The organism is Methylobacterium ajmalii, assembly GCF_036448855.1.
GTDB lineage: Bacteria > Pseudomonadota > Alphaproteobacteria > Rhizobiales > Beijerinckiaceae > Methylobacterium > Methylobacterium ajmalii.
This window is the reverse complement of record NZ_JAZFXT010000009.1, coordinates 64,587-78,872: the sequence shown is the minus strand read 5'-3', so window position 1 is coordinate 78,872 and position 14,286 is coordinate 64,587. Positions and strand designations below refer to the sequence as shown.

The 14,286-nt window shown below is 71.8% G+C and carries 12 protein-coding genes; 5 read left to right on the top strand and 7 right to left on the bottom strand.

Annotated elements, in window-relative coordinates:
- Positions 1-473: 473 nt before the first annotated feature.
- Positions 474-659 carry a DUF3606 domain-containing protein gene (locus tag V3T34_RS03835; protein WP_060846453.1) on the bottom strand — a complete coding sequence of 62 codons (186 nt, stop codon included), beginning with the start codon at positions 657-659 and terminating at the stop codon, positions 474-476.
- Between the two features lie 215 nt (positions 660-874).
- On the opposite strand from V3T34_RS03835, the gene V3T34_RS03830 reads away from it, so the two are divergent.
- The 4 genes from V3T34_RS03830 (at position 875) to V3T34_RS03815 (ending at position 5,137) form a co-directional block, all read left to right on the top strand.
- On the top strand, positions 875-1,990 hold the full coding sequence (locus tag V3T34_RS03830) for an asparaginase (protein WP_091889484.1): 1,116 nt from the start codon (positions 875-877) through the stop codon (positions 1,988-1,990).
- Between the two features lie 437 nt (positions 1,991-2,427).
- The gene (locus V3T34_RS03825; RefSeq protein ID WP_091889482.1) at positions 2,428-3,186 is read left to right on the top strand and encodes an SDR family NAD(P)-dependent oxidoreductase; all 759 of its coding nucleotides are present in this window, start codon (positions 2,428-2,430) and stop codon (positions 3,184-3,186) included.
- Positions 3,187-3,197: 11 nt separating this feature from the next.
- Positions 3,198-4,079: a beta-keto acid cleavage family enzyme gene (locus V3T34_RS03820; RefSeq protein ID WP_305078035.1), complete on the top strand. Its 882-nt coding sequence runs from the start codon at positions 3,198-3,200 to the stop codon at positions 4,077-4,079.
- Positions 4,080-4,348: 269 nt separating this feature from the next.
- Positions 4,349-5,137, top strand: coding sequence for a lytic murein transglycosylase (locus V3T34_RS03815; RefSeq protein WP_060846457.1), 789 nt, complete (start codon positions 4,349-4,351; stop codon positions 5,135-5,137).
- 280 nt (positions 5,138-5,417) lie between these two features.
- Here V3T34_RS03815 and V3T34_RS03810 read toward each other — a convergent pair whose 3' ends face one another.
- From V3T34_RS03810 to glmU, 6 genes are all read right to left on the bottom strand, one after another.
- Positions 5,418-6,575, bottom strand: a complete 1,158-nt coding sequence (locus V3T34_RS03810; RefSeq protein WP_305078034.1) for a DUF2778 domain-containing protein — start codon at positions 6,573-6,575, stop codon at positions 5,418-5,420.
- 298 nt (positions 6,576-6,873) lie between these two features.
- The gene (glmS, locus tag V3T34_RS03805) at positions 6,874-8,700 is read right to left on the bottom strand and encodes a glutamine--fructose-6-phosphate transaminase (isomerizing) (protein ID WP_305078033.1); all 1,827 of its coding nucleotides are present in this window, start codon (positions 8,698-8,700) and stop codon (positions 6,874-6,876) included.
- Positions 8,701-8,935: 235 nt separating this feature from the next.
- Positions 8,936-9,490 (bottom strand): fasciclin domain-containing protein, encoded by a 555-nt coding sequence (locus tag V3T34_RS03800; protein ID WP_305078032.1) that lies wholly within the window; start codon positions 9,488-9,490, stop codon positions 8,936-8,938.
- 117 nt (positions 9,491-9,607) lie between these two features.
- On the bottom strand, positions 9,608-10,336 hold the full coding sequence (locus tag V3T34_RS03795; protein WP_331369101.1) for an anti-sigma factor: 729 nt from the start codon (positions 10,334-10,336) through the stop codon (positions 9,608-9,610).
- Positions 10,333-10,926 (bottom strand): sigma-70 family RNA polymerase sigma factor, encoded by a 594-nt coding sequence (locus V3T34_RS03790; protein WP_060846462.1) that lies wholly within the window; start codon positions 10,924-10,926, stop codon positions 10,333-10,335. The genes V3T34_RS03795 and V3T34_RS03790 overlap by 4 nt, the downstream gene beginning before the upstream one ends.
- 111 nt (positions 10,927-11,037) lie before the next feature.
- Positions 11,038-12,405, bottom strand: coding sequence for a bifunctional UDP-N-acetylglucosamine diphosphorylase/glucosamine-1-phosphate N-acetyltransferase GlmU (gene glmU / locus V3T34_RS03785; RefSeq protein ID WP_305078030.1), 1,368 nt, complete (start codon positions 12,403-12,405; stop codon positions 11,038-11,040).
- Positions 12,406-12,740: 335 nt separating this feature from the next.
- Here glmU and V3T34_RS03780 point away from each other — a divergent pair, with 335 nt between their 5' ends.
- Positions 12,741-14,279, top strand: coding sequence for an OpgD/OpgG family glucan biosynthesis protein (locus V3T34_RS03780; RefSeq protein ID WP_407942667.1), 1,539 nt, complete (start codon positions 12,741-12,743; stop codon positions 14,277-14,279).
- Positions 14,280-14,286: the final 7 nt, after the last annotated feature.

The window sequence follows — 14,286 nt, the reverse complement described above, 5'->3', positions numbered from 1 at the left end:
GCGGGATCGAGCGGGATAACGGCGAGGCGCTCGAGGACCCGGGCGCCGGTCCCTGGTTGCGGCCCGCGGTGCCCGAAGCGCGCCGGGCAAGGCACCTCGTGTCGCGCGTGATCCACGACGGCGTCGCCGCGGGGCAGCACCGTGCAGCGAGCGGCGCGCGACGCCGACCGGCGAAGGTCGCAACCGGAATCATGACGGGCGTGCGAATCAGGCTTTCGGAACGGCCGCCATTGTCTGCAGGCCGAAAATCAGCCGAACCGCAACCTGCGATCACCTCGATCGACAGGATAATATGTCGTCCAATCGGCAGGATTTCTTGAAAAACGACGGATCCTGCGCCGCTCTATCGTCGATGATAGTTCTAACAACTAGAGAAAACTGGAGCGACATTACGTCACCCCTCGGTTTTCAACCTATAAAAATGCCGCGGCCCATCAGCCGGACCGCGGCGCGACGATCGGTGATCCGCCGGATCAGGCCGCCTGTCGTCCGAGATGTGCCGCCACGGTCGTGACCCGCGAGCCGACCATTTTCACGGCGTCACGCAGCTCGTCGCCGCTGACGCCGAATTGACCGGCCCAGTAGGCGCGGTCGTCCGGGCAGTGAATATCGATATGTTGGGCGAAACGAGGCTTGAGACCGTCCTGAGAGGCGGACATGATGTTTCCTCGACTGTCGAAGGAGCCAGTATCCGCTGGCGCGGGACGCTCTGCGTCGCGTATCTGAACAACGTCCGAACGAAGGAAAAGTTGCCGGTTCGCCGTGCGTCCCCGCGAGCCGGGCGCCCGGGGACCAAGCGCGGCCGCTGGCGGGAAGCGCCCAAGGCTGGTACCGGCTCCGCCCGTCCGATTCCCCACTCGTTCAGGACTCGACCATGACCCGTTTCCGTCCCGCCCTCGCGGCGCTCCTGCTCGCGACCGTCTCCCTTGCCGGTCCCGCGATCGCCCGCGAGATGCCGCAGGGACCGACGAACCAGACCACGGCGCCGCCGGCTGCCGCCACCAAGGCCAACGTGGTGATCCTCGCCACCGGCGGCACCATCGCGGGTGCGGGGGCCGACGCCACCAACAGCGCGACCTACCAGGCCGCCAAGGTGCCGGTGGACAAGCTGATCGCCGCGATCCCGTCGCTGGGCGAACTGGCGAACGTCCGCGGCGAGCAGGTCTTCCAGATCGCCTCCGAGAGCTTCACCAACGCCCAGCTGGTGCAGCTCGCCAAGCGCGTCTCCCAGCTCCTGAAGCAGAACGACGTCGACGGCGTGGTCATCACCCATGGTACCGACACCCTGGAGGAGACCGCCTACTTCCTCGACCTCGTGGTGAAGAGCGACAAGCCGATCGTCGTCGTCGGCTCGATGCGGCCCTCGACCGCGCTCTCGGCCGACGGCGCCCTCAACCTCACCGACGCCGTCGCCACCGCCGCCAACCCGGCCTCCCGGGGCAAGGGCGTGCTGGTGACGATGAACGACGAGATCCAGGCCGGCCGCGACGTCACGAAGCGCGTCAACATCAAGCCGAGCGCGTTCTTCAGCCAGTGGGGGCCGCTCGGCATGGTGGTCGAGGGCAAGACCTACTGGTTCCGCGCGCCCGTGAAGCGGCACGGCACCTCGTCGGAGTTCGACATCGACACGATCGACACCCTGCCGGAGGTCGCGATCGTGTACGGCTCGGGCAACATGAACCCGGCCGCCTACACCGCCGCCGTGCAGGGCGGCGCCAAGGCGATCATCAATGCCGGCACCGGCAACGGCTCGGTGGCGGGCTACGCCGTCGACACCCTCAAGGACCTGCGCGCCAAGGGCACGATCGTCATCCGCTCCTCGCGCGTCGGCGACGGCTTCGTCCTGCGCAACGCCGAGCAGCCCGACGACAAGTACGACTGGGTCGTGGCCCACGACCTGAACCCGCAGAAGGCCAAGATCCTCGCCGCCGTCGCCATGACCAAGACCAGCGACACCAAGGAGCTGCAGCGGATCTTCTGGGAGTACTGAGGGCCTGTTTTACCGATCGACACGATCTATGATACGAGAAACCTTATCCTGAGTCGTTAGTCGATTTTTGATCGACTAACCTCGAGGGAGGGCTCCAGAAGTCTCCGAGATCACTGGATCCCTCCTTCGAGGCTCGGCGATCTCCGATCGCCCGCGATCTATGATCGCCCGCACCTCAGGATGAGGTCGAGGGTAGGATAGAGAATCCCCTCGCGACCGGGCGCCGCTGCGTTTCGTCCCGGGGCCGCGCCGCATCCGGAACGACCCCGTAGACGCCGTGCCGGTGGGAGCACCGCCCCGACCCCCGATCATGCCACGTCGCCCCGCGCCGTCGAGACGCCCGGGCGGCGCACCCCCGATGCGTCCGGCGGCCCTGGACAAGCCCCTCCCCGCCCGCCACTCTCCCGCGAAACAAGATTTCGCAGGGTGGAAACGACATGATCAGTGCGGATCTGCACGGGCGCCGCGTGCTCGTCACCGGCGGCGCCTCGGGGATCGGGCTCGCCGCCGTCACGCTCTTCGCGCGCTGCGGCGCCGAGGTGATGCTCAACCACCTCGCCGAGGATGCACGCGGGCCGGACGCCGCGGCGCGGCTCGCCGCCGAGGGGCTGAAGGTCCGGGCGATCCCCGGCACCGTCTCGGTGCCGGGCGAGGCCGAGGCCATGGTGGCGCGCGGGATCGACGCGCTCGGCGGCCTCGACATCCTCATCAACAACGCCGGCACTCCGGCCTCCGCGACGCCGATCGCGTTCACCGACCTCGACGCGATGACCGAGGACTTCTGGCAGACCATCCTGGCGACGAACCTGATCGGCCCCTACCGCTGCGCCCACGCGGCGGCGCCGGCCCTGCGCCAGGCCAAGGGCGCCATCGTCAACACCGCCTCGGTGGCCGGCCTCGGCCGGCGCGGCTCCAGCATCGCCTACTCGGCGAGCAAGGCCGGGCTCGTGAACCTCACCCGCAGCCTCGCCCGGGCGCTCGCCCCGGAGGTCCGGGTCAACGCCGTGGCGCCGGGCCTCGTCGAGACGCCCTGGACGCAGGGCTGGCCCGAGGAACGCAAGGCCGACACCCTGTCGCGCACCCTTCTCGCCCGGCTCGCCAAGCCCGAGGACATCGCCGAGGCGATGCTGTTCCTCGCCGCCGGTGCCGCCTACATCACCGGCGAGACCCTGGTGGTCGACGGCGGCATGCTCTGAGGGGGATCGCCATGTCGTCGCGCAAGACCGTCATCACCTGCGCCCTCACCGGCTCGTTCGACACCGCCTCGAAGAATCCGGCGGTGCCGGTGAGCCCACAGGCCATCGCGCAATCCGCCCTGGAGGCCGCCGCGGCCGGCGCCGCGATCGTCCACATCCACGTCCGCGATCCCGCCACCGGCAAGCCCAGCATGGAGCTCGCCCTCTACCGGGAGGTGGTGGAGCGGATCCGCGAGAAGAACGCCGACGTCGTCCTCAACCTGACCACCGGGGCCGGCGGTCGCTACGTCGCGGGCGATCCCGACCCGGCGGTGGCGGGGCCCGGCACGACGCTCGCCTCGCCCGAGGCGCGCACCCGCCACGTCACGACGTTGCGCCCCGAGATCTGCACCCTCGACGTGGCGACGATGAATTTTGGCGAGCACGCCTTCATGAACACGCCCGCGCACCTGCGGGCGATGGCGGCGATGATCCGAGACGCCGGAGCGAAACCCGAGATCGAGGTGTTCGACCTCGGCCAGATCGAGCTCGCCCGCCACCTCCTGGCGGAGGGGCACCTCGATTCGCCGCCCCTGTTCCAGATCTGCCTCGGCATCCCGTGGGGCGCCCCGGCGACGCCCGAGACGCTGCTGCAGATGCGCGACCGCCTGCCCAAGGACGCGCTGTGGTCGGCCTTCGGCATCTCGCGGGCCGAATTCCCGATGGTGGCGCTCGCCGCCACCGCGGGCGGCCACGTCCGGGTCGGGCTCGAGGACAACCTGTATCTGGCGCGCGGAACCCTCGCCCCGAGCAACGCGGCCCTGGTCGAGAAGGCGGTGAGCCTGCTCGCCCATCTCGACTGTGCCCCGGCGACTCCCGCCGAGGCGCGGGCGATCTTCGGCCTGCCCGGCTGATTCGCCCCGGAGCGGCGTGGCCCGGGCGCCACGCCGCCGGACTTTTCTCCTGTCCCGCTCCGCCTCGCCCTACATTCCGCCCGATGGTTCCGACCGCGTCGTCGAGACGAGGGCCGGGACTTGCGGGCGTGTTGCAGTTCCGCCGTAAAGCTTTCGCAGAGGGCGGGGTCGTAGCGTCGCCCGACGGGCAGGCGGAACAAGCCGGAATGGGAGCCGCGGGCGGCCCGACGTCCCGAGGCCGGCGACGCGGCTCCGATGGAGAAGTCGAGATGATCGGTAACGGTTACGGGAGGGCCCTGGTCGCCGCGAGCCTCGCGGTGCTGGCCGGCGGGGCGCAGGCCGCGCAATGCGGCAACACCTCGGCCGGGTTCGAGGCCTGGAAGCGCGAATTCGCCGACGAGGCCCGCGGGCGGGCGAGCCCCGCCGCGATCTCGGCGCTGATGGGGACGTCGTACTCCTCCGCCACCATCTCGGCGGATCGCGGCCAGAAGAGCTTCAAGCTCTCCCTCGACCAGTTCATGGCCAAGCGCGGCGCCGCCGCGATCGTCTCCCGCGGCCGGGCGATGAAGCGCTCGCAAGGAGCCCTGTTCGATTCGATCGAGCAGCGCTACGGCGTGCCGCCGGGCCCGCTCCTGGCGATCTGGGGCATGGAGACCGGCTTCGGTGCCGTGAAGGGCAACGTCAACACCCTCTCGGCGGTGGCGACGTTGGCCTACGATTGCCGCCGCTCGGCCTTCTTCACCGACCAGCTCTACGCCGCCCTGACCCTGGTCGACCGCGGCGTGCTGACCCCCGGCACCCGCGGCGCGGCCCACGGCGAGGTCGGCCACACCCAGTTCCTGCCGAAGAACGTACTGAACTACGGCACCGGCGGCAGCCTCGACAACGCCTCGGTGGCGCTGAACTCGACCGCGAACTTCCTCAAGGCCCATGGCTGGCGCGCCGGGGCCGGCTACCAGCCCGGCGAGCCGAACTTCGCGGCGATCCAGGGCTGGAACGCCGCCTCGGTCTACCAGCGCGCCATCGCGATCATCGGTGCCAGGATCGACGGCGAGTGAGCTGGACAGAATAAAAAGACCCTCGGGAGCAGGGCTCCCGAGAGTCTCCGGATACGGATCTGCCCGGCAAGCGACGATAGTGCGCGCGCCACCGCCATCCTATTCTCGACCTCATCCCGAGGTGTCGGTCGATCGGCGATCGACCGACCTCGAAGGAGGGCTCCGGTGACCGCGGTGGTTCCTGGATCCCTCCTTTGAGGCCATCCGATCTTCGATCGGCCGGTACCTCGGGATGAGGTCGCGATCGGGATGGATTGTCCGACACGCTCTCTCAAGGCTCTCAGCCTCGCGACGCCCGGTCCGACGGGCCGCCGCGCCCGATCCGGGGCAGGTCGCTCGCGCCGGCCCCCGGCACCACGACGAGGCGACGGACCTCGCCGCGCAGGAAGGCCTGCAGGAATCGGTCGTAGTTGCGGAACGAGACGCAGCCGTTCGAGGCGCCGCTCGGGCCGAGCATGTAGGTGTGGGCGAGGAGCCCGACGCGGCCGTGGATCGCGCCGCTGCCGCCGACCGGGTTGAGCCGGATCGCCCGCACGCCGTGAAACAGCGCCTCGCGCTCGGTGAGGTCGTAGGTGCCCGGCGGCGTGGCGCCGCGCATCTTCAGGTGGACGTTGCGGGGGTCGTCCATGTGCGGCCCGAGGCCGGAATGCGCCTCCAGCGACTCGCCGCTCGGCAGCGTCACGACGCGGGCGCTGATGTCGTACACGGCGATGCCCGGGCTGACGCTCAGGCGGGGCCGCGGCGTGCTCGCCTCGAGCCCGCCGGGGGCGGCATAGGCGAGGGTCTGGGTCAGGGCCGAGCCCCCTCCCCCGAAGATCCGGTCGAAAAGCGACGGCTCCTCCGGCAGGGCGGCCTTGAACACGCTCTCGGTCGAGGCCATGGCCCGGACCGGGCGGCGCGGCGCGCGGGTCGCCAGCACGGCCGGCGTCGGGCGCAGCTCGGGCGGGCGCGGCACGGGAAGGGGCGCGACCGCCAGCGGACCGGGCGCCGCGCCGAGGGATTCGGCCAGGGCGAGCGGACCGGGCGCGGGTGCCGCCGGCACGACGGCCGCGCGCAGAGCCGCGACGGTCGGTGCCGTCTCGGCGAGGCGCGCCGTCTCGGGGGCCGGCGGCGTCAGGGCGGCGACGGTCCGGCTCGCCTCCGGAAGGACCTCGCGGGTGAAGCCCGCCGCGTCGCGCCCCAGGGTCGGCAACGGCGCCAGCATCCAGCCGAGTTCGGCCTGTGCCACGACCGACCGGGGCAGCGGGGCCTGGGCGACCGGAGACGCGGGAACCGCCGTCTCCGCCACCGTCAGCCGGGCCTCCTCGCGCGGCGCCAGCCCCGCGGCCGCACCGATCCCGGCGAGCGCGGCGGCGATACCGATGAGCCGCCGGTTGCGGCGGCGACGGCGGAGGGAGCCCGGGGCGAGGCGACCGGACGAATACGCGACGAGGTCCATGCGGCCTGTACTCGATGGCTTGTCCCGCACGGACCCGCCCGGCCGGCCGCCGGCGCACGGGTGCGCGGCGGGCCGGAGAGTTCGGCCGTTTAGGAAAGGATCAACCTTAAGCCCCCGTATTGAGCGGCCTCTTGGTTAATCCCGGCTAAATGACATCGAGAGAATCCGTAGAATTCATGGCGTCCTGATGGCGCCGGGCACGGGCGCTCCGCCGCGTCCCGAAATGCGACAGGGCGCGGTCCCTGCGGGAGACCGCGCCCTGTCGTCGTCCCGTGCGCCGCCCGCAGGGGCGCCGCCCTCACTCCACGGTGACGGACTTCGCCAGGTTGCGCGGCTGGTCGACGTCTTTCCCGAGGACCACGGCGGTGTGGTAGGCGAGGAGCTGCACCGGCACCGCGTAGACGATCGGCGCCACCACCGGGTCGAGGTCGGGCATCATCAGGGTGGCCAGCGTGTCGAGGCCGGCCGCGTCGGCGCCGCGCGCGTCGCCGATCAGCACGATCTTCCCGCCGCGGGCCGCGACCTCCTGCATGTTCGAGACGGTCTTCTCGAACGTGGCGTCGTGGGGCGCGATCACGATCACCGGCACCGCGTCGTCGATGAGCGCGATCGGGCCGTGCTTCAGCTCGCCGGCGGCGTAGCCCTCGGCGTGGATGTAGGAGATCTCCTTGAGCTTCAGCGCGCCCTCGAGCGCCATCGGGTAGGCGGTGCCGCGGCCGAGATAGAGCACGTCGCGGGCCTTCGCGATTTCGCGGGCCAGGACCTCGATCTCCTCCTCGCGCTTCAGCGCCTCGGCCATCAGGCCCGGCACCTTCATCAGCGCGTCGACGAGGCGCTTCTCTTCCGCCTCGTCGAGGGTACCCCGCGCCCGGCCCGCCGCGAGCGCCAGGCAGAGCAGCACCGTGAGCTGGCACGAGAACGCCTTGGTGGAGGCCACCCCGATCTCGGGCCCGGCGAGCGTCGGCACCACCGCGGAGGCCTCGCGGGCGATGGTCGAGGTCGGCACGTTGACGACCGCGAGCGTGTGCTGGCCCTGCGCCTTGGCGTAGCGCAGCGAGGCCAGGGTGTCGGCGGTCTCGCCCGATTGCGAGATGACGATGGTCAGACCGCCCTGCTCCAGCGGCGGCTCGCGATAGCGGGTCTCGGAGGCGACGTCGATCTCGACCGGCAGGCGGGCGAGCTTCTCGAACCAGTACTTGGCGACGAGGCCGGCGTAATAGGCGGTGCCGCAGGCGGTGATCGAGATCCGGCTGAGCTTCGCGAAGTCGAAGGGCAGCGCCTCCGGCAGGGCGACCCGGCCGGCGGCGAGGTCGACGTAATGGGCGAAGGTGCGGCCCACCACCTCCGGCTGGTCGTAGATCTCCTTCGCCATGAAGTGGCGGTAGTTGCCCTTGTCGACCAAGAAGGCCTGCGTGGCGATCTTCTGGCGCGGCCGGGCGACGACGTTGCCGGCGAGGTCGCGGATCTCGGCGCCGTCGCGGGTCAGGATCGTCCAGTCGCCCTCGTCGAGATAGGTGATCTCGTCGGTGAAGGGGGCGAGCGCCAGCGCGTCGGAGCCGAGATAGGTCTCGCCGTCGCCGAAGCCGACCGCGAGCGGCGCGCCGTGGCGGGCGCCGATCAAAAAGTCCTCCTCGCCGGCGAACAGGAAGGCGAGCGCGAAGGCGCCGCGCAAGCGCGGCAGGGCCGCCTCGACGGCGGCGACGGGGCCGAGGCCGCCGCGCATCAGGTGGCTGACGAGCTGGGCCACCACCTCGGTGTCGGTCTCAGTCTCGAAGACGCAGCCCTCGGCCTGGAGCTCGCCTTTCAATTCGCGAAAATTCTCGATGATGCCGTTATGAACCACCGCCAGGCGCTCGGTGGCGTGCGGGTGGGCGTTGGTCTCGTTGGGCCGGCCGTGGGTGGCCCAGCGGGTGTGGCCGATGCCGATGGCGCCCGAGAGCGGGCTCTGCAGCAGCTTCAGCTGGAGGTTCGACAGCTTGCCCTCGGCGCGCCGGCGCTCGAGCTTACCGGATTCCAGGGTGGCGATGCCGGCCGAGTCGTAGCCGCGGTACTCGAGCCGGCGCAGCGCGTCGACCACCTGTCCCGCCACGGCATTCCGGCCGACGATTCCAACGATCCCGCACATGCTCACCGCCTCAGATGTCGTTCGGCCGCGCGTCCCGGACCGGGACGCACGAGGCCATATGGGGGGCGGTGGAGCAGATTTCCTGCCGGACCGCACCCGCCACGCTCTGGGGCCGTTCTACCGGACCGGCCGGTCCCGAGGCGAGTCAACTTCCGTAACGGATTGTGACGGCCAAGGTTCGCGGCCCGGCTGCATCGTGCGGCGGCCGGGCGGAGCCTCCGCCCGGCCGAGCCCGTCAGGGCATCATCACGGCGTCGATGACGTGGATCACGCCGTTCGACTGCATCACGTTGCCGATCGTCACCCGGGCGGTGTTGCCCTTGTCGTCGGCGACGAAGAGCCGCTTGCCCTTCTGCATCACCGTCAGATTGTCGCCCTCGACGGTCTTCAGCTCGGCCTGGCCGCCACCCTTCTTGACGAGGGCCGTCAGGTCCTGGGCGGTGTAGGTACCGGGCACGACGTGATAGGTCAGGATCTTGGTCAGCGTCGCCTTGTTCTGCGGCTGGACCAGGGACTCGACCGTGCCGGCCGGCAGCTTGGCGAAGGCGGCGTTGGTCGGGGCGAAGACCGTGAACGGGCCGGGGCCGGCGAGCGTGTCGACGAGGCCGGCGGCCTTCACGGCGGCGACGAGCGTGGTGTGGTCCTTCGAGTTGACCGCGTTCTCGACGATCGACTTCGAGGCGTACATCGGCGCGCCGCCGACCATCGGGTTCTTCGCCTGGGCGGCCCCGGCGGTCGCCGCGAGGGCGAGGGCGAGAACCAGGGTGCGGGCGTGGGTCCGGATCGTCATGGGGTTCGTTCCGTCTCTCGTGTCAGCCCCGCTCTCGTCGGGGTCGAGGGCCGGTACGGAGGGCCGGACGGGAAAGTTTCGGGCGCCTCGCGATTTTTTCGTGCGTCCGCGATTTTTCTAACGCGCCTCCTCGCGCACCAGGCGGCCGCTATAGACCGCCGGGCCGGTCGGAGAGCCCGACGGCGAGCCGCCCGGCGGCTCCAGAGTGACCGCGAGGCTGGCTCCGTCGAGGAGCGCACGGTCGCCGGCCGGCAGCGGCAGCGGCAGCCGGGTGCCGGCCGCCTTGTGGACGAGGCCGAGCGAACGCGGGGCGCCCGAGGCCGGCACCACCCAGAGTTCGAGGCTGCGGTCGCGGGGCGCCTCGGCGGCGAGCGACCGGACCTGAACCGTGCCGGCCCGCGGATCGACCCGCACCACCAGCGCCGGCAGCTCCCCGCCCCGGTTCACCACCGCGAGGTACTGCGTCGTCTCGGGAGCCGGCGCGAAGCGCTCGACGGCGATGAACAGGGCGAGGCCGGCGGCCAGCGCCCCCGCCGCCAGGGCGGCGCGGCGCCAGCGCCGGAGCGCCGGTCGCAGATCGACGATCTGGACGGTGGGGCGCGGCGCCTGGCCGGGCAGTTGCGCGGCGATCCCGTCCCAGGCGCCGGGCGGCGGGGCGGCCTCCGGCACGGCCGCGGCCAGCGGGGCGAGGCGCGCCTCCCAGGCGCGCTCGGCCGCCTGGAGGGACGGAGAGCCGGCGCGCTCCCGCCGGTAGGCCTCGTGCTCTACCCGGCCCAGGGTGCCCAGCACGTACTCGGCGGCCCGCAGGTCGGCCTCGTCGGAAGGGGTGGTGTCGGGCGTGCTCATGCGACGGCGTCCAGGCAGCCCCGCAGCGAGGCGAGCCCGCGATGCAGCCACGTCTTCACGGTGTTGACCGGCCGGTCGTAGCGGGCGGCCAGTTCCTCGCGCGACAGGCCCTCGCAATAGGCCAGCACGATGCAGTCGCGCTGCGCCGGCTCGAGCCGGCCGAGGCAGGCGAGGAGCGCGTCGCGGTCCAGGAACTCGGCCTCGCTGTCGCGCGGATCGGCGATGCGGGCGAGCCAGTCCTCCTCGTCGTCCTCGCCCGCAGGCATCGTCACCTCGCCCCTCCGGCGTACCAGATCGATGGCGCGGTGGCGCGCGATCGCGGCGAGCCAGGCCATCGGCCGTCCCGCCTCCGGGGCGTAGCCCGCCGCGCCCTGCCAGACCCGCAGGTAGGCGTCCTGCAGCACGTCCTCGGCCGCGCCCCGATCCCGGACGATACGCAGGATCAGCCCGAAAAGTTTCGGGGCGGTCCGGTCGTAGAGCGCCCGCAGGGCGTCCTGCCGCCCGGTCGCGACCAGGGCGATCAGGTCCGCCAGGACCGCCGCCTCGTCGTCGGGCCGATCTCGGGTGAGGCGATCCTCGACGCGCACCATCGTTCCTGTCCCGGGGGCGCTCCGCGCCGCCCCTTCCGGAATGCTGCCATAGATCAATCGCGCCCGGCGGACCACCGGCACGATGGCGATCGCGAGCACGCGGATCGCGGGCTACCGCTTCGTCGGCTTCGCCCAGCCGGTCTTCACCACCTGGCGGCCGCGGCCGATCGCGAGGGTCCCGGGGGGCACGTCGTCGGTGATGACCGAGCCGGAGCCGACGAAGGCGCCGTCTCCGACGGTCACCGGGGCGACGAGCGCCGAGTTCGAACCGACGAAGGCACCCGCTCCCACCACCGTGCGGTGCTTGTTCACGCCGTCGTAGTTGCAGGTGATGGTGCCGGCCCCGAGATTGGCCCCCGCCCCGATCTCGGCATCGCCCACGTAGGACAGGTGGTTGACCTTGGCGCCGGCCCGGATCGCCGCGTTCTTCACCTCGACGAAGTTGCCGATGCGGGCGCCCTGCTCCAGCACCGCGCCGGGCCGCAGGCGGGCATAGGGGCCGATCTGGACGCCCTCGGCGAGCGTCGCCTTCTCGAGATGCGAGAAGGCATGGATGGTGCAACCATCGCCGACGACCACGCCGGGGCCGAACACGACGTGGGGCTCGACCACCACGTCGCGGCCGAGCGCCGTGTCGTGGCTGAAGAACACGGTCTCGGGGGCGATCAGGGTGGCGCCCGACAGCATGGCGTTCCGGCGCAGGCGCGCCTGCACGGTCGCCTCGGCGACGCTGAGCTGCACCCGGTCGTTGATGCCCTGCGCCTCGGCCTCGTCCACCGGCACCACCGCGACCCGGTGCCCATCGGCCACCGCCAGCGCCACCGCGTCGGGCAGGTAGTACTCGCCGGCCGCGTTGGCGTTGCCGATCCGCTCCAGGAGCCCGAGGGCCAGCGGGCCCGAGAGGGCCATCAGCCCGGCATTGCTCAGGGTGACGCGGCGCTCGGCCGCGCTCGCGTCCTTCTCCTCGCGGATCGCCGTCACCCGGCCGTCCTCGACCAGCACCCGGCCGTAGCCGGTGGGGTCGCGGGCCTCGAAGGCCAAGACCGCGACCGCCGCCCCTTCGGCCAGCGGCGCGCGCAGGCGGGCATAGGTCTCGGCGGTCACGAGCGGCGTGTCACCGAAGGCCACGACCACGTCGTCGGCGCCGGAGGCCAGGGCGGCGCGGGCCGCCAGCACCGCATGGGCGGTGCCGAGGCGCTCGGCCTGCGGGAAGGTCTCGGCGCCGGGGAAACCCGCGACCACCTCGGCGACGTCGTCGCGGCCGGGCTCGACCACCACGGCGAGGCGCCCCGCCCCGGCCTTCGCCACGGCGGCGAGCACGTGGGCGAGCATCGAGCGACCGGCGATCGGGTGGAGCACCTTCGGCAGGTCGGAGCGCATCCGCGTGCCCTTGCCGGCGGCGAGGACGACGGCGAGGAGCGAGCGGGCCCCTGCGGGCTTCGGGGTGCGGGCCCCTGCGGGCTTCGGGGTGGAGGTCATCGGCGGCCCGTGGCGTGTGGGGGAACTCTGCCGCCCGTCTAGAGCAGCGCCCGATCGCTCCGCAACCGGACCCCGCTCCAGGTCTTCGCCGTCGGCGCACTTTCCATCGACGAACCGGGCCCCTTTCGCCGGACGACGCTCCAGCCGATCGACCCGCCGGGACATGCGCCGGCCCGCCTCTCCCCAACGGCACCGGACGGTCGATTCTTAACCTCCGGTTCACGCCGGATCGTGGTAAACGGCCGGCGCCCCTTCGACCCGGTACGGTATCCCTGGCCTTGACGACCGAGCTTCCGCCCGCCCCGCCCCCCTGCCCCGACCTCGACCGACGCGCGATGCTGGCGCTCGCCGGGAGCGGGCTGACGCTCGCCGCGATCGGTGCCGCCCATGCGCAGCCGACGGAGCCGGCCCCCCTGTCGGACGGGCAGCGCTTCGATCCCGGCCAGGTGGTCGAGCTCGCCCGGGCGCTGGCGAAGAAGCCCTACGCCGCCCCGGCGGCGGACCTGCCGGACGCCTTCAAGAACCTCACCTACGAGCAATATATCGGCGTGCGGGCGCAACCCACCGCCCTGCTCTGGGCCGGCGAGGGCCGGGGCTTCGTGGTCGAGCCGCTGCACCGCGGCTTCGTGTTCACCACGCCGGTGGCGCTGCACGCCGTCGAGGACGGGGTGGTGCGCCGGGTCGGTTACGACCGCAATCGCTTCAGCTTCGGCAAGGTGGCGCCTCCCGAGGAGGGCCGCGACATCGGCTTCTCGGGCTTCCGGCTCTACGCGAGCTTCAACGGCGCGGCCCCCACCGACTGTGCGATCTTCCAGGGCGCCTCGTTCTTCCGGGCGCTCGCCGCCGGCCAGAGCTACGGCGTCACCGCGCGCGCCCTCACGCTGAAGCCCGCGGAGGCCAAGGGCGAGGAGTTTCCGCTGTTTCGCGCCTTCTGGCTCGAGCGGCCGGGGCCGGGCACCGGCCAGATCGTGATCCACGCGCTCGTCGATTCCGAATCCGCCACCGCGGCGATGCGCATGACCCTGCGCCCGGGCGACGCCACCATCGTCGACGTCGAGGCGACGTTGTGCCCGCGCACGCCGCTCGAACACGTCGGCATCGCCGGGATGACCGGCGCCTACCTGTTCGGGCCGACCGACCGCCGCGGCGTCGACGACGCCCGCTCGGCCGCCCACGAGGTCGATGGACTACAGATCCGCAACGGCTGGGGCGAGGCGATCTGGCGCCCGGTACAGAACCCCGAGACGCTGCAGATCTCCGCCTTCATGGACCAGGACCCGAAGGGTTTCGGCCTGGTCCAGCGCGCCCGCGCCTACGGCGACTACCAGGACGACGTGCAGCGCTGGGAGAAGCGCCCGAGCCTGTGGATCGAGCCGCTCGGCAGCTGGGGGCCGGGGGTCCCGCAGCATGGCTGGGGGGCCGGCGCGGTCCAGCTCATCGAGATCCCGAGCGAGTCCGAGGTCAACGAGAACATCCTGGCCTACTGGCGCCCGAAGGAGCCGGTCGCCAAGGAGACCGCCTTCAGCTACCGCCAGTTCTGGTGCTGGAGCGTGCCGGGCGCACCGCCGCTCGCCGCCTGCTCGGGCACCCGGGTCGGCAAGGGTGCGGGCGGCAAGCGCCGGCTCTTCCTCGTCGACTTCACCGGCGAGGCGCCGTTCGCCGAGGGGATGGACCCCAACGCGCTGCAGCTCGCGCTCGGCACCGCCCCCGGCACCCTGGCGCGCCAGCGGCTCTACGCCTACCCGGAACGCAAAACCCTTCGGGTGGTCTTCGAGCTCGATCCCGGCAACGACACGTCCTGCGAGCTGCGCCTGGTCGTCAAGGCCGGCGACAAACCCGTGACTGAGACATGGCTGTACCGGTGGACCCCGTGACCCTCGA

Bases quoted from the DNA above. Each gene is read 5' to 3' on its own strand.
- V3T34_RS03800 (WP_305078032.1), bottom strand. From the start codon at position 9,490: ATGACGATCCGGACCCACGCCCGCACCCTGGTTCTCGCCCTCGCCCTC.
- V3T34_RS03795 (WP_331369101.1), bottom strand. From the start codon at position 10,336: ATGAGCACGCCCGACACCACCCCTTCCGACGAGGCCGACCTGCGGGCC.
- V3T34_RS03835 (WP_060846453.1), bottom strand. From the start codon at position 659: ATGTCCGCCTCTCAGGACGGTCTCAAGCCTCGTTTCGCCCAACATATC.
- V3T34_RS03780 (WP_407942667.1), top strand. From the start codon at position 12,741: ATGCTGGCGCTCGCCGGGAGCGGGCTGACGCTCGCCGCGATCGGTGCC.
- glmU (WP_305078030.1), bottom strand. From the start codon at position 12,405: ATGACCTCCACCCCGAAGCCCGCAGGGGCCCGCACCCCGAAGCCCGCA.
- V3T34_RS03810 (WP_305078034.1), bottom strand. From the start codon at position 6,575: ATGGACCTCGTCGCGTATTCGTCCGGTCGCCTCGCCCCGGGCTCCCTC.
- V3T34_RS03815 (WP_060846457.1), top strand. From the start codon at position 4,349: ATGATCGGTAACGGTTACGGGAGGGCCCTGGTCGCCGCGAGCCTCGCG.
- V3T34_RS03830 (WP_091889484.1), top strand. From the start codon at position 875: ATGACCCGTTTCCGTCCCGCCCTCGCGGCGCTCCTGCTCGCGACCGTC.
- V3T34_RS03820 (WP_305078035.1), top strand. From the start codon at position 3,198: ATGTCGTCGCGCAAGACCGTCATCACCTGCGCCCTCACCGGCTCGTTC.
- V3T34_RS03825 (WP_091889482.1), top strand. From the start codon at position 2,428: ATGATCAGTGCGGATCTGCACGGGCGCCGCGTGCTCGTCACCGGCGGC.
- glmS (WP_305078033.1), bottom strand. From the start codon at position 8,700: ATGTGCGGGATCGTTGGAATCGTCGGCCGGAATGCCGTGGCGGGACAG.
- V3T34_RS03790 (WP_060846462.1), bottom strand. From the start codon at position 10,926: ATGGTGCGCGTCGAGGATCGCCTCACCCGAGATCGGCCCGACGACGAG.